This is a genomic window from Staphylococcus sp. AS1337, from assembly GCF_051408735.1.
Lineage (GTDB): Bacteria > Bacillota > Bacilli > Staphylococcales > Staphylococcaceae > Staphylococcus > Staphylococcus xylosus_B.
The window spans coordinates 1-15,202 of record NZ_JBOIHZ010000006.1 but is presented as its reverse complement, the minus strand read 5'-3'; the positions used below and the strand labels follow the sequence as shown (position 1 = coordinate 15,202).

The 15,202-nt window shown below is 32.2% G+C and carries 13 protein-coding genes and 1 pseudogene; 11 read left to right on the top strand and 3 right to left on the bottom strand.

Annotation, left to right across the window (positions count from 1 at the left end):
* Positions 1–71 precede the first annotated feature (71 nt).
* Positions 72–929 (top strand): bifunctional methylenetetrahydrofolate dehydrogenase/methenyltetrahydrofolate cyclohydrolase FolD, encoded by an 858-nt coding sequence (gene folD, locus ACSUE0_RS10160; protein ID WP_436957235.1) that lies wholly within the window; start codon positions 72–74, stop codon positions 927–929.
* Positions 930–1,396: 467 nt separating this feature from the next.
* On the opposite strand, the gene ACSUE0_RS10155 is transcribed toward folD, so the two are convergent.
* On the bottom strand, positions 1,397–2,542 hold the full coding sequence (locus tag ACSUE0_RS10155; protein ID WP_436957233.1) for a globin domain-containing protein: 1,146 nt from the start codon (positions 2,540–2,542) through the stop codon (positions 1,397–1,399).
* 242 nt (positions 2,543–2,784) lie between these two features.
* On the opposite strand from ACSUE0_RS10155, the gene ACSUE0_RS10150 reads away from it, so the two are divergent.
* The 6 genes from ACSUE0_RS10150 to rihC all read left to right on the top strand — a co-directional run bounded on the left by ACSUE0_RS10150 (position 2,785) and on the right by rihC (position 8,433).
* Positions 2,785–3,102: an immunoglobulin-like domain-containing protein gene (locus tag ACSUE0_RS10150; RefSeq protein WP_017724113.1), complete on the top strand. Its 318-nt coding sequence runs from the start codon at positions 2,785–2,787 to the stop codon at positions 3,100–3,102.
* Positions 3,103–3,366: 264 nt separating this feature from the next.
* Positions 3,367–4,488, top strand: coding sequence for a cytochrome aa3 quinol oxidase subunit II (gene qoxA / locus ACSUE0_RS10145; RefSeq protein WP_436957230.1), 1,122 nt, complete (start codon positions 3,367–3,369; stop codon positions 4,486–4,488).
* Positions 4,488–6,476 carry a cytochrome aa3 quinol oxidase subunit I gene (gene qoxB / locus ACSUE0_RS10140; RefSeq protein ID WP_436957228.1) on the top strand — a complete coding sequence of 663 codons (1,989 nt, stop codon included), beginning with the start codon at positions 4,488–4,490 and terminating at the stop codon, positions 6,474–6,476. Before qoxA ends, qoxB begins: the two co-directional genes overlap by 1 nt.
* Positions 6,466–7,071, top strand: coding sequence for a cytochrome aa3 quinol oxidase subunit III (qoxC, locus tag ACSUE0_RS10135; protein WP_119613169.1), 606 nt, complete (start codon positions 6,466–6,468; stop codon positions 7,069–7,071). The genes qoxB and qoxC overlap by 11 nt, the downstream gene beginning before the upstream one ends.
* Positions 7,068–7,358 (top strand): cytochrome aa3 quinol oxidase subunit IV, encoded by a 291-nt coding sequence (gene qoxD / locus ACSUE0_RS10130; protein WP_017724109.1) that lies wholly within the window; start codon positions 7,068–7,070, stop codon positions 7,356–7,358. The genes qoxC and qoxD overlap by 4 nt, the downstream gene beginning before the upstream one ends.
* 166 nt (positions 7,359–7,524) lie before the next feature.
* On the top strand, positions 7,525–8,433 hold the full coding sequence (rihC, locus tag ACSUE0_RS10125; protein ID WP_436957225.1) for a ribonucleoside hydrolase RihC: 909 nt from the start codon (positions 7,525–7,527) through the stop codon (positions 8,431–8,433).
* Positions 8,434–8,540: 107 nt separating this feature from the next.
* Here the strand turns inward: rihC and ACSUE0_RS10120 are convergent, their stop codons facing one another.
* Together ACSUE0_RS10120 and ACSUE0_RS10115 are read right to left on the bottom strand one after the other, a co-directional pair.
* Positions 8,541–9,716 carry a serine hydrolase domain-containing protein gene (locus ACSUE0_RS10120; RefSeq protein WP_119613167.1) on the bottom strand — a complete coding sequence of 392 codons (1,176 nt, stop codon included), beginning with the start codon at positions 9,714–9,716 and terminating at the stop codon, positions 8,541–8,543.
* Positions 9,717–9,735: 19 nt separating this feature from the next.
* Entirely contained in the window at positions 9,736–11,397 is a 1,662-nt protein-coding gene (locus ACSUE0_RS10115) for a phospho-sugar mutase (protein WP_119613166.1), read from the bottom strand.
* A gap of 460 nt (positions 11,398–11,857) precedes the next feature.
* Here ACSUE0_RS10115 and ACSUE0_RS10110 point away from each other — a divergent pair, with 460 nt between their 5' ends.
* The 4 genes and pseudogenes from ACSUE0_RS10110 to ACSUE0_RS10095 form a co-directional block, all read left to right on the top strand.
* The gene (locus ACSUE0_RS10110) at positions 11,858–13,159 is read left to right on the top strand and encodes an LCP family protein (protein ID WP_436957223.1); all 1,302 of its coding nucleotides are present in this window, start codon (positions 11,858–11,860) and stop codon (positions 13,157–13,159) included.
* Between the two features lie 21 nt (positions 13,160–13,180).
* Positions 13,181–13,651: a DUF2538 family protein gene (locus ACSUE0_RS10105; protein ID WP_017724104.1), complete on the top strand. Its 471-nt coding sequence runs from the start codon at positions 13,181–13,183 to the stop codon at positions 13,649–13,651.
* A gap of 69 nt (positions 13,652–13,720) precedes the next feature.
* On the top strand, positions 13,721–14,143 hold the full coding sequence (locus ACSUE0_RS10100; protein ID WP_436957221.1) for a GNAT family N-acetyltransferase: 423 nt from the start codon (positions 13,721–13,723) through the stop codon (positions 14,141–14,143).
* Between the two features lie 233 nt (positions 14,144–14,376).
* Positions 14,377–15,202: pseudogene (locus tag ACSUE0_RS10095) on the top strand (GW dipeptide domain-containing protein); the annotation flags it as partial.

Below are 15,202 nucleotides of genomic sequence, written 5' to 3'. Positions count from 1 at the left end.
CTTTTGGTTGTTAATTGCTATGGTTTTTATGTTAATGTTAAGTAAAGTTCATACATACAAGGAGGATTTTTATGGTCGCAAAGATTTTAGACGGAAAACAAATTGCTAAAGATTACAGACAAGGTCTCAAAGATCAAGTTGAAGCTTTACAATCTAAAGGTTATACACCCAAATTATCTGTGATTTTAGTGGGTAATGATGGTGCTAGCCAAAGTTATGTCAATTCAAAAAAGAAAGCCGCTGAAAAAATTGGTATGATTTCTGAAATTGTACATTTAGATGAGTCAACTTCTGAAGAAGAGGTATTGAAAGAGCTTAAACGTTTAAATGAAGATGATAGTGTTAGTGGTATATTAGTTCAAGTTCCATTACCTGAACAAGTAAGCGAACAAAAAATATTGGAATCTATAAATCCTGCTAAAGATGTGGATGGTTTTCATCCAGAAAATATCGGTAAGTTATATATTGACCAACAAACTTTTGTGCCATGTACACCACTTGGAATCATGGAACTTCTAAATCATGCTGATATTGATTTAGAGGGTAAAGATGCTGTTGTAATTGGCAGAAGCCATATTGTAGGTCAACCTGTTTCTAAATTATTACTTCAAAAAAACGCAACTGTTACAATTTTGCATTCTAGAACAAAAGATATGCATAGCCATTTAAAAAATGCTGATGTTATCGTGAGTGCAGTCGGACGTCCAGGCCTAGTAACTAAAGACGACGTCAAAGAAGGTGCTGTCGTAATAGATGTTGGTAATACTCCGGATGAAAATGGCAAATTAAAAGGCGACATCGCTTATGATGAAGTTAAAGAAGTAGCAGGAGCAATTACACCAGTTCCAGGTGGTGTTGGCCCAATGACAATTACTATGGTATTAAATAATACACTTATTTCCGAAAAAATGCGTAGAGGCATTGAATAGTCAAATAAATAACGACTGTTAAATACTTAATGAGTTTAGAGCATCAGTATTTATTCTCATATTAAAACAAGATGAACGAATAAACTCACTGCAATAATAATTATGATCAATTGTCAAGTACTTGTAATAAACACGTAAACTAGCCTTACCTTGACTTTCCACTATTGCTAATACAAAAATAATAGGTTAAAACATAAAGTTTTCTACCTAAAAAATAAACGTCAATTTCTAAATTATTTCAACAGAAATTGACGTTTATTTGCTTTATAATCTTTTATGAATTACGGAATGCAGATGAATTATGAGCAAGCTATAGAATCAGATCACACAATCCTCTAGTAATCTATACACCATTAAAACAGTAAGATTATAAATATAAATGAGAGGTAACTTATGTGATTAGCTCTCGTATTTTTAAAAGCTGATAAAGGTATTTTCCATCAGTAAAGGGGTTCAATTGTTTAGAGTTATACCCTCACGCTTAATCTAGGAATAAATGATTCGAAATGTATACGTTGTTCTTCAATACCGATTTCTTTTAATGTAGTAATAATTGATTGAAGGAATTTAACTCCTCCACAAACATAAATTTCAGTGTCTGCTGAAATAAATTGACTTAGATATGTTGCATCAATATATCCATTCTTTTGTTTATCGTGAATAATATACGACGCATTATCATTATTATTTGCAACATCTTCTATTTTACTGTTAAAAGGTATTTCTTGTACACTTTCAACATTTTGAATAAAGTCTACTTTTACATTTGATTTTGCAATTTCATTAAACATTGGAATTAAAGGAGTTACACCTATACCTGAACCGATAAACAACTGAGGCGCTGTACCATTTACTATTCCAAATCCTCCTACAGGAGCAGATAAATTTATCGTTCCACCTACTTGCATCTCATCATGTAAAATTGTTGATACTTCTCCCTCGTGTGAATCTGTCACATCTCTTTTCACTGCAAAAGTTAACGTATGTTCGTCGCCTTCAACAATCGAATAGTGACGTTTGGCACGATATTCCAATTTATCACTTTCTACGTCCACTGTAATATATTGTCCTGCCTCAAATTTACTTAAGTTATATTCATCTGACTTAACAGTAAACACCTTGATATCTGAAGTTGTTGGTTCTATATTGGTAATTTCAAAAGGTTTAAAACCATCCCAAGCCATCTCATTGTAAATATCTTTCTCAACATTAATAAATACGGAAGCTATTTCACCATATGCTTTTGCCCACGTAGCAATAATCACATCATCTTCTGGGAGCCCTAGTACATTTTGAATAGCTGCCAATAAGTTTTCTCCTACAATATCGTATCCGGCTTCTGGTACTTGTAACGCGCAGTGCTTATAAGCAATTTCTTTAACAACTGGCATGATACGCGTTAAATCATCGATATTAACCGCAGCAGCTAATACACTTTGTGCTAATGCAGTAGATTGCAAACCCTTTTTCTGATTAGTCTGGTTGAACATATTTTTCAACTCAGGATTTCTCGCAAACATTCTATTGTAAAAATATGAAGTGATTTCTTCTCCCTTTTGTTGTAATACAGGAACTGTCTCTTTAATTATATCTCGTTCTTTTTCATTCAACATTTAATCCACCCCTAATTTTATTTTATTGCTTTTTACATTTTTATCTTATTACAAAATTAGAAGTTACAAAAGATATATGTGATAAAATTCACAAAACGTTCAATTTACATAATTTTAACCGGAAATTACAATGAAATTTATAGAAATAAGATATATTAGGACTATAGTATGATGTGTAATATAGCAAATTAAAGTATAGTAAGATTTAATAAAATTAATGTTTTGCGTTCGGAGGTTACGTAATGAATAAATTAATACAATCTTTGTCTGCATTAGGTGTATCTGCTACGCTTGTATCACCTAATTTAAGCGCAGAAGCTACTGACAATTCAATTCCAGAACTAAAAGGGATTAACGATACAATTATCGATAAAGGCGACGACTACAATATATTAAACGGCGTGCGTGCTTATGATAAAGAAGATGGAGATCTTACACATAAAATCACAGTTGACGGTAATATTAATACTGAAAAAACTGGTAAATATAAGATTGAATATAAAGTTGAAGATTCAGATGGAGCAACTAATAAATCTATTCGTTATATAGAAGTAAAATAATTTCATAAATTTAATACATATATCCCTAAATGATAATGTTTATCACTGTTTTGTGTGTGATTTTGGTTTATCGTCTTAAATATGACACTTTTCACAAAATGTACACATAATTTTAACAAATCTTTGAAAGCCCACCAGACGTTGAGTTTGTTGGGTTTCTTTTAATTTTACAATATTTTTTTTCGCACAAACACTTGTAAATATTGCGTAATATCTTAAAATTGATGGTAAGCCCTACATTTGTAGTATTAGGAGGTCAAAAAAGTGTCAAAATTTAAGTCTTTGCTTCTACTCTTTGGCTCGCTAATTTTGCTTAGTGGTTGTTCTAACGTAGAAGTTTTAAACCCAAAAGGGCCAATGGCAAGCGATACGAAGTTTTTGATTATGTATTCAATCATCTTCATGCTTGTTATTATTGCCGCTGTTGTTATTTTATTCACGGTTTTCCTATATAAATATAGAATAGGAAATACTAAAGAATCAGGAAAGATGCACCACAATTCTTTAATGGAAACAATTTGGTTTATTATTCCTGTAATTATTGTAATTGCTTTAGCCATCCCAACGGTTAATTCGCTTTACAGTTATGAGGAAAAACCACAGAAAGAAGACGATCCACTTGTTGTTTATGCGACAAGCGCTGGTTATAAGTGGTTCTTCAGTTATCCTGAACAAAAAATCGAAACAGTTAATCATTTAACTATTCCGAAAGATCGCCCTGTTGTCTTCAAACTCCAATCAATGGATATGATGACAAGTTTCTGGATTCCACAATTAGGTGGCCAAAAATATGCGATGACAGGTATGACAATGGACTGGACATTAACAGCTAGTGAGGAAGGTACGTTCAGAGGACGTAACTCAAACTTCAATGGTGAAGGCTTCGAACGTCAAACATTTGATGTTAACTCTGTAAGCCAAAGTAAATTTGAGGATTGGGTAAAAGATGCGCAAAGCAAAAAAGTATTGGACCAAGATACATTTGATAAGCAACTTTTACCAACTACTGAAAATAAAAACTTAACTTTCAGTGGTACGCATTTAGCATTTGTTGATCCTGCAGCTGATCCTGAGTATATTTTCTATGCTTACGATCGTTACAATTATGTGCAGAAAGATCCAAACTTTAATACACCGGAAGAAATAAAAGAAGATGTATTAGATAAACCAGATAAACCTGCACGTAAGCCGCAAATCACAAATGCAAACTATGAACACCATGGAATGAAAGCCATGATTCTAGGTAATAATGAACCATATGATAGTGAATTCAAAGATGAAGAATCACATAATATGGATGAAATGGAAAAAATCTCTGAAGATGTTAAAGATGAGAAAGCATCTAAAATAGAGAAAAAAGACCATGAAAATGGAGGTGGACATTAATGAATTTTCCATGGGATCAATTACTCGTTCAAGGTAACTGGATGATAACGATGGCACAAATTGGCGCACCGTTTGCAGTTATAGCTGTGATCGCAGTAATTAGTTATTTTAAATTATGGAAATATCTATACAGAGAATGGTTCACATCTATTGACCATAAAAAAATTGGTGCAATGTACTTAATCTGTGCGGTATTAATGTTCGTACGTGGCGGTATTGATGCGTTAATGATGCGTACACAATTAGCAATTCCAGATAACACATTTTTAGAAGGAAACCATTACAATGAGGTCTTTAGTACGCACGGTGTAATAATGATCATCTTTATGGCAATGCCTTTCATCTTTGGTTTATGGAATGTCGTAGTACCATTACAAATTGGCGCGCGCGATGTTGCATTCCCTGTATTAAACAACGTAAGTTTCTGGCTATTCTTCTCAGGTATGATTTTATTCAACCTTTCATTTATAGTCGGAGGTTCACCTGCAGCTGGTTGGACAAACTATGCACCACTTGCAGGCGAATTCAGCCCAGGACCTGGGGTTAACTATTACTTAATAGCAATACAAATTTCTGGTATCGGTACATTAATGACCGGTATTAACTTCTTTGTTACTATACTTAGATGTAAAACACCAACTATGAAATTCATGGAAATGCCAATGTTCACGGTTACTACTTTCATTACAGCATTAATCGTTATCTTGGCTTTCCCTGTTTTAACAGTTGCATTAGCACTATTTACGACTGATAGAATATTCGACACTGCATTCTTCTCTGTCGCAAATGGTGGTATGCCGATGCTATGGGCTAACTTCTTCTGGGTATGGGGGCACCCTGAAGTGTATATCGTTATCTTGCCAGCATTTGGTATCTACTCTGAAATTATTCCGACATTTGCACGTAAACGTCTATTCGGTCATCAAAGCATGGTCTGGGCAACTGCAGGTATCGCATTCTTAAGTTTCTTAGTTTGGGTTCACCATTTCTTCACAATGGGTAATGGTGCATTAATCAACTCATTCTTCTCAATCTCAACCATGCTGATTGGTATACCAACTGGTGTCAAAATCTTTAACTGGTTGTTTACGCTTTATCAAGGCCGTATCACCTTTGAATCACCAATGCTATTCGCATTAGGCTTCATACCCAACTTCTTAATAGGCGGTGTGACTGGTATAATGCTCTCTATGGCAGCAGCAGATTACCAATACCATAATACGTACTTCTTAGTAGCGCATTTCCACTACACATTAGTGGCTGGTGTTGTATTTGCTTGTCTAGGTGCTTTAATTTTCTGGTGGCCTAAGATGACTGGATTTAAGTTAAACGAAACATTAAACAAATGGTGTTTCTGGTTATTCATAATCGGATTTAACGTTTGTTTCATACCACAATTCATTCTTGGTTTAGATGGTATGCCTCGTCGTTTATATACTTATATGCCAGAAGATGGTTGGTGGTTACTAAACGTAATTTCAACTGTCGGTGCCCTAATGATGGCATTAGGCTTTATGTTCTTAGTTGCAAGTATCGTTTACAGCTTCTTCAAAGCACCACGTGAAGCTACTGGCGATAACTGGGATGGCTTAGGTCGTACTTTAGAATGGTCAACTGCAAGCGCAATGCCACCTAAATACAACTTTGCTATCACTCCAGATTGGAATGACTATGACACATTTGTAGATATGAAAGAACATGGTCGTCATTATTTAGATAACCATAATTATACTGATATCCATATGCCAAATAACACACCTGTTGGTTTCTGGATGGGAATTTTCTTCACTATTGGTGGGTTCTTCCTTATCTTCGAAACAATTATTCCAGCAGTAATTTGTTTATTAGGTATCTTCGGTACTATGATTTATCGTAGTTTCCAAATAGACCATGGTTACCATATACCAGCGTCTGAAGTAGCAGAAACTGAAAAACGTTTACGTGATGCACGTATTAAAGAAAGGGAGGCTGTAAGTCATGAGTCATGATGCAAACACAATTGATCAACGTTCGCATGAAGGTAATTTAAATAAACTTGGCTTTTGGATTTTCCTTACAGCAGAATTCTCATTATTCGGTACGTTGTTTGCGGCATTATTAACACTTCAACACGGCGGCGATTATGCCGGCAAAATGACTACTGAATTATTTGAATTACCACTTGTATTAATAATGACATTTGCATTATTAATTAGTTCTTACACTTGTGGTATAGCAATATACTATATGAGAAAAGAAAAAGAAAAGTTAATGATGATCTGGATGATTATCACAGTTCTTCTAGGTGCTGTATTCGTAGGCTTTGAAATTTATGAGTTCGCGCATTACGTACACGAAGGTGTTAATCTAACTATTGGTTCTTACTGGTCTAGCTTCTTTATTCTATTAGGAACACATGGTGCCCACGTATCATTAGGTATTGTTTGGATTATTTGTTTATTAATTCAAATTGCAATGCGAGGATTAAATAAAGACAATGCTCCTAAATTATTTATAGTAAGCTTATATTGGCACTTTTTAGATGTTGTATGGATTTTCATCTTTACTGCCGTATATATGATAGGGATGGTGTTTAGCGGATGAATACAATTGTAAAACATACTGTAGGTTTCATTGCCTCAATCGTTCTAACAATCTTAGCAGTATTCGTAACCTTATACACATCTATGGCACTTAATGCTAAGATTACCATCATCTTTGGTTTCGCTTTTATACAAGCTGCAGTTCAATTATTAATGTTCATGCACTTAACTGAAGGTAAAGATGGGAATTTACAAGGATTCAAAGTTGTATTTGCGATTATCATTACTTTAATTACTGTTATTGGTACTTATTGGGTAATGCAAGGTGGACACTCAAGCCACTTATAATCCTAAAAAAGACTTCTCTTCGGAGAAGTCTTTTTTATTATTTTTAAAATCTCAGCCCAGCTCCCCCTTTTGTTATTTCTACTATGTTTAATACATTTTTTAAGCATTTAAACTACAAAAATTGTAAAATAAATATATACCCTATTTTATTAAAGGAGGTTAATTAATGAAACAACCTATAATTATAGACACTGATCCCGGTATTGATGATGCTGCGGCTATCAGTATTGCTTTAAATCATCCTGCGTTTGATTTAAAAATGATTACTACTGTCAATGGAAACGTAGGAATTGAAAAAACAACAGCAAACGCATTGAAACTTAAACAATTTTTCAAAAGTAATGTCCCTATACATAGAGGCGCTTCACAGCCCTTACTTTCAAACATCGTAGATGCAAGTTTAGTCCATGGAGAATCAGGTATGAACGGATATGATTTTCCTGAACCTAGCTATAATGATTTAGCTTCAGTGCATGCTGTGGAATCTATGTATAAAGAATTAAAAACGAATAAAGATCCCGTAACACTCATTCCCATTGGTCCACTAACGAACATTGCATTATTAATATCTACTTATCCTGAAGCTAAAGATTATATTAAAGAAATTGTCTTCATGGGTGGTTCCGCTGGTCGTGGTAACATAACACCATCTGCAGAATTTAATATTTATTGTGATCCAGAAGCTGCTCAAATCGTATTCAATTCAGGTTTACCCTTGACTATGGTTGGTCTTGATGTTGCAAGAAGTTCTACATTGAGTCATCGTACAGTAAACGAACTTCAGGCATTAAACCAAACTGGAGATATGCTACATCACCTTTTTAAACATTATAAAGGTGATGATTTTGAAAAAGGTATTAATGTTTATGATGTATATACTGTGCTTTATCTGCTTCATCCTGAAAAGTTTGATGTACAAGAAGCAGATGTTCAAGTTGAGACTAATGGTACATTGACAAAAGGTGCAACAGTTACAGATTTTAAATCTTCTTTCCCTAATTGTAGTGTAGTCATGTCTATTGAACCTACGGTATTTAAAGAGATTTTTATAGATGCACTCAAGTATTGTAAATAACTAATATTTTATTAATGCATAAAAAGACACTCCTTTTATGCTATTTGATCTGTAAGTTTTAAACTTTGATTAAATAGTAAAGGAGTGCTTTTTATATACGTTTTACTTTAATATTTTTGACCGACAATATTATATGACCCGCCTTGTTTTAAGATATCATAATAAATATGTTTGATTTTCTTTTCGTTATTAGTCTTACTATTTTCATAATTAGTACCTAACACTACTATATATTTGTTGTTAAAATAAGCTGTAAATACTTGACCAAAAAAACCACCATTAATTCTATTTTTATCTGGAAGTGAATAAAATCCATATCTATAAGGTTCAGGATACTGCGATGTTAAACTCTCATGTAAAAGTGGTTGAGTTATTTTACCATCAAAAAGTTCGTTTTTTTGTAAGCTTAAAATTAATTGCCCCATATCGTATGGTGCCATATAGAGATTACCCGCACCATAATACTGATCTAATATATTTGGTGTTTGTTTTACTGGATTACTAGACGTTTTATCTTTTTTATAACCAATTGCCATATTTTTTTGATAATCTATATCATCGAAGAATGCTGTGAAATTCAAATTATATGGATTTGCAAGTCTATCTTCAAAGTTCTTTACATAGGATTTACTAGTTACCTCTTCAATCACACGTGATAATACTAGATAATTCGCATCATTATATCTATTTTTATTATAATATTTAGATTCTATTCCTTTTTCCTGTATAGCATGTACAGCTTCATCTAAATTTTTATATTGAGGGGAAGCTCTATATTTATATAAACCGCTTTTATGCTGCATCAATTGATTTAATGTGATAGTTTGAGCTGTTTTAAACCAAGGTAAGTATTTTGTGACTGGCTCATTCATATTTATTTTCTTTTCATTTACCAGTTGCTTTAGCATTAATCCGGTAGTAAATTTTTGAGAAGAACCAATTAAATATAATGTATCCGCCCTATTCTTTTTACCTTCTTTAAAATTTTTCATACCATAGCCTTTATTTAGTTTCAATTGACCATTTTCAAATACAGCAGCTGTACCATTAAATTTGATCTGCTCTAAGTATCTATTAACTTCTACTATATCAGGGTTGTTTTCATCAACAACGGTATTTAATTTTCCTGTTTTTTTATGACCTTTTGATGCCTCTTCATAAGTTTTAGTAGCATTTAATTCTTCGTTATAACGTTGATAATGTTTATATATAATCAAAAATGTTATTGCTACAAGAAGTATAGTTAAAATAATCGTGAATCGTTTTAGTTTTTTCGTAGTCATCTTTTTGCCTCTATTTTACTCAATCTATATGATTAATATAGTCTTGTTCAAATTGATCCGTTATCTCATCAATATTATCCACATTAAGCGAGAAATACAGTTTGATTTTTGGTTCTGTTCCAGACGGCCTCAGGGCAATAAAACCATAATCAAATATGAATCTAATTAAGTTTGTATTAGGTAATGATAATGGTTCAGTTATCCCCTCTTTCAAATTCCTAATTTCACCAATTTGATAATCCTCAATTTGTTTGATATCCATACCACAAATTGAAAAAATATCTTTATTTCTAAACTGACTCATTATTTTAGAAATTTTTTCATTACCTTTTGAGCCTTCAAAGCTCGGTGCGATTGTTCTATCTTTAAATTCACCAATATTTTGATATATATCGTGAATTGTATCTTTAAATGTTAAACCATTTTTATTTAATAAATTTTTATATTTAATTAACAGTGGTACCATTTGAATTGCATCTTTATCTCTGGATATTGGTTTTGCTAAATATCCATGACTTTCTTCAAATGCTAACAGCAATTGCTTATTAGACGTGTTGTGATTTTGTTCGATTAAGTCAGAAATAAATTTAAACCCAGTTAATACATTCGCCACTTCAACGTCTAATGATTTAGCTAACTTCTCTGCTAACTCACTCGTAACGATTGACTTTATAATATATTGTGGTTTATTAGATTCTACTAAATCTTGAAACCTTAATTTCATAAATAATAAACCTATCTCATTACCATTAAAATATCTATAGTCGTTATCTCCATAGCGTTCAATAAAGCCTAACCTATCTGCATCCGGGTCTGTAGCAATGATTAACTGTGCATCTGTTTCATCTGCCAATTTTTTTCCTAGTGAAAACGCATCTTCGTCCTCTGGGTTAGCAATTGCAATTGTCGGGAAATGACCATCTGGTTTTGATTGATTTTCTTCTATTACATAATTATGATAATCCAACTCTGATAATATATCTGACATTAATGGTAAACTCGTACCATGTAAACTCGTTAGTACAACTTTGGCATCCTTTTCTTCAATCGTACCTACTAATGATTTAACTTCAGCTTTGTATTTTTCTGTCACTTCATTAGCCATGAATTGAATTTTCTCTTCATTTAATAATGTCTCAAAATCGCCTTTTTCAATTAACAATGGCGATTCAATTGAATTTATATAAGAACTTAAAGCTTCTGATGCTTCTGGTAGTAATTGACCACCATGATTATTATAAATTTTTATACCATTATAGTTTTTAGGGTTATGACTAGCAGTTATCATGACGCCAGCATTTACATTTAATTCTCTTACCGCAAAAGATAACTCTGGTGTAGATTTATAATTTTCTGATACAATCGTATTCACGCCATTTTCGGCTAAAACACTTGCTATTTCTTTAGAAAATTCTTTTGATAATAATCTAGTATCAAAATGGATAACCACTGATGGATCGCTACTAACACTATTTTTTAAATATTGTGCTAATCCTAATGCAACTTTTCGAACAGTAAAGGCGTTTAATCTTCCAGGACCTAAGCCAAAAGTACTTCTTATACCTGCAGTACCAAAAGATAAAGTAGTTTCAAAGCCTTCATTTTTTTCTTCTTCTGTTTGTAATTGATAAAATTCTTTAACTAAACTTTCATCAATTTTCTCTAACCAAGCTTGTTTCACGTCGATGTATCCTCCTTATATCTTTCAGAATAAAGATATATTTAATTTTAATTTCATTTTAAAAGTTAATTCACGATAAATCATCCCATACATTTTGCTATTCAAATAAAACCTATTAATTATTCGTTAGAGTTGATATTGTCTACAAGTTTATATTTCCAATGTATATTATATCCTATGTTTTAAAATAAATCATTTTTAATCAAATGACATAAATGTAATATCTATATCTATATCTAAACCTTGACTGTTCAAGTACTTAGTATGACGAATATCTTTAAATTTTATTTCAGACTTGTAAATAGCATATTGATAGTTGATATTTTTTAATTATAGTAATAAAATTATAAGTTATAGTACATTTTCTTCTTTACAAATATTTAACAAAGTTAAAAAGTTTAACAACTTCAACAAAATGATAGTTACATGTACCAAATCTTATACATGGGGAGCTCCAAACATGAATAAATTTTTAAAATATTTTTTAATATTTCTATCTTTACTTCTTGTAGTTGTTCCAGTGATATTTGCTGTTATACTATTAAAATCTTCTCAAGGTGCTTTTGAACATTCATATAATGATCAAGATTCAGCTAGGCAATCTAACATACGTGAATCAAAAGTCGACCCTTCAAAAGATCCTATCTCTATCTTATTCTTAGGTATTGATGATAATAGTGGTCGTGAAAAAAACGGGCAAAGTACTGAACAATCAAGATCAGATGCAATGATTTTCTCTACACTCAACACCGAGAAAGAACAAATAAGAATGTTAAGTATCCCACGTGATACTATAAGTTTTATCCCTAAAGTGGGTTATTACGATAAAATTGCACATGCACATGCTTATGGAGGTCCTAAATCATCAATGGACTCTGTAGAAGCTACTTTAAATGTGCCAGTTGATTACTATGTAAGAATTAATATGGAAGCTTTTGTCGATGCTGTAAATGAACTAGGTGGCATCGAATACGATGTGCCTTATGATATTAATGAGCCAAATGCTGATGATTCTGGAAAAATCAAAGTTAAAAAAGGCCACCAAAATTTAAATGGCGATGAAGCATTAGCCGTTGCGAGAACAAGACATCAAGATTCTGATTTAAAACGTGGTCAACGTCAAATGGATTTAATAAAAAAACTATTTGCTAAAGCTCAAAAAGCAGATTCAATTAGTAAGTTAGATGATGTTGTTGAAATTGTTGGTAAAAATGCCAAACACAATTTAAGTTATAAAGAAATCAAAGTACTCGCAACTTCTTATTTAAAAGATGATATTGATATCAAAAGTACACAACTAGAAGGTAAAGACGACTACTTAAATGGTTTATATTATTACAATCCTGATATAAAAAATATTCAAGATACGTCAAATCTTTTGCGTGATGACCTAGAATTACCTAAAATAAAAGATAAGTTAGAATTTTTAAACCAACGTGTTATTGATTTTTATGGTACACTCATACCACAAACAGAGATAGATAGTTCACTACTAAGAAAATCTCAAAACGATAGTACGAGTAATGATGATAACGATGAAAATCAAACATCAGATAATAATTCTACAGATTCAGATAATCAAATAAATAACAACAATGAAAATAGCCAACAATCTGACGCTAATCAATATGAAAATCAACAAGACGACCCAAATCAACAAAACAGCAACCAAAATACGCAACAACAGATTGATCCAAATCAGCAACAGCCTGTTGAAAATCAACAACCAAATGCACAAGAAATACCTACAAATCAATATTAACTTTAGGGAGGAGCTCACTGTATGTCACGTAAAACCTATGACAAACTTAACCAAATTAATGGTATGTTTAATGTATTAGAACAACAATTGATTCACAGCAAAGATATGGCACTTTTCAGGAATGAATTTTTCTACGTCAATCATGAACATCGGGAGAATTATGAAGCACTACGAATTTATTATAAAGATAGTGACAATAATCCAATTGTTGATGGTGCGTGTTATATTGTTGCGCTTCCAGAAATTTTTGAAAAAGTTGATGTATTTGAATCAGAACTCCCCTTCACATGGGTTTATGACCAAAACGGCATAACAGAAACAATGAAACAAATTAGTGTGCCAATTCAGTATCTAATTGCAGCTGCATTAGAAGTAACTGATGTAAATTTATTTAAACCCTCTGGTTTTGCCATGGGAATGAATAATTGGAACATTGCACAAATGCGTATTTTTTGGCAATACACTGCAATTATTAGAAAAGAAGCGTTATAAATATACTGCCCTACTATATAATTTATGGTAGGGTATTTTTAATATTAAAAATTGAAATGAGGAATCTTTATGTTCAAAATTGTTACAACTCAAAATATGATAGAAGAAACTCACAGTATACGTAAAAAGGTCTTCGTTGAAGAACAAGGTGTACCTTTAGAAAATGAAATAGATCAATATGAAAATATCGCGACACATGTAATTGGCTATGATCTAAATGCTGTGCCATTTGCTACTGGTAGACTTCGACCTATAGATAATGGCGTAAAAGTAGAAAGAGTGGCTATTTTAGCATCGCATCGTAATAAGGGTTATGGAAAATCACTAATGGAGTTTTTAGAAAATGTAGCCAAAAATAAAGGTGATAAAAAGTTAATGCTTAATGCACAATGTCATGCTCAATCATTTTATGAAGCTCTTGGATATGAAGCTTTCGGAGAACCTTTTATGGAGGAAAACATCAAACACATTGCAATGTCAAAAACAATTTAATATTATTTGTTATATTTTTACAGTAATATTTCATCTAACTTTTGTAATATTCTTCAATGTGTATTTTTTCAATATATTGTGAATAAGGCGTTATAACGCTTTAAATCGTATGTTAAATCTTTTCCAAAACTTAATAAGATTAATTTTATATTACAAATCGGTGAAAAATAAGTCACTCTATCCTTAGTCGTATTATAATGAGTTTAAATTTATAAAGTTAAAGGGGCAGTTTAATGGCTAAGAATAAAAACTCTTATAAGGTACCTTCAATTATAGCACTTACATTAGCAGGTACAGCTTTGACAACTCATCACGCACAGGCGGCAGATAAAACACAAGATCAAACGCCTAATAAGAATATTTTAAATGATGATAAAGCACTTAACCAAAGTGAAAAAATTAAGTCTGAAATTAGTAAACCAACAGCAAACATTTCAGGTACACAAGTCTACCAAGACCCTACACAAATTAAACAGGCATCTACTGATCACGACTCAAACTATGATGCTCAAATTGATGAGTTGAATAATCAAATTTCTGATCAAACACCAACTCAAAATACATATAACCAAAATGGTCAAGATCAAGAAGCGCAACAAAATGATAATCATAATATAGAGACGAATCAAGACGCTGTTCAAAGTAATGTTACTTCTAATGAAAAAACTAACAATGATAACGCATCAGATAATACAATCGAACAGGATACTGACGCTATTCAAAATGATAGCGCTGGTACTGATAAAGATGAAGTTACTTCTGAAGACAAGCAAGATGTAACTAATGATAATGTGAATTCTGATGATTCTTCTACTAAAGAGGATACTGACGCTGTTCAAAATGATAGCGCTGGTACTGATAAAGATGAAGTTACTTCTGAAGACAAGCAAGATGTAACTAATGATAGCGTGAATTCTGATGATTCTTCTACTAAAGAGGATACTGACGCTGTTCAAAATGATAGCGCTGGTACTGATAAAGATGAAGTTACTTCTGAAGACAAGCAAGATGTAACTAATGATAGCGTGAATTCTGATGATTCTTCTACTAAAGAGGATA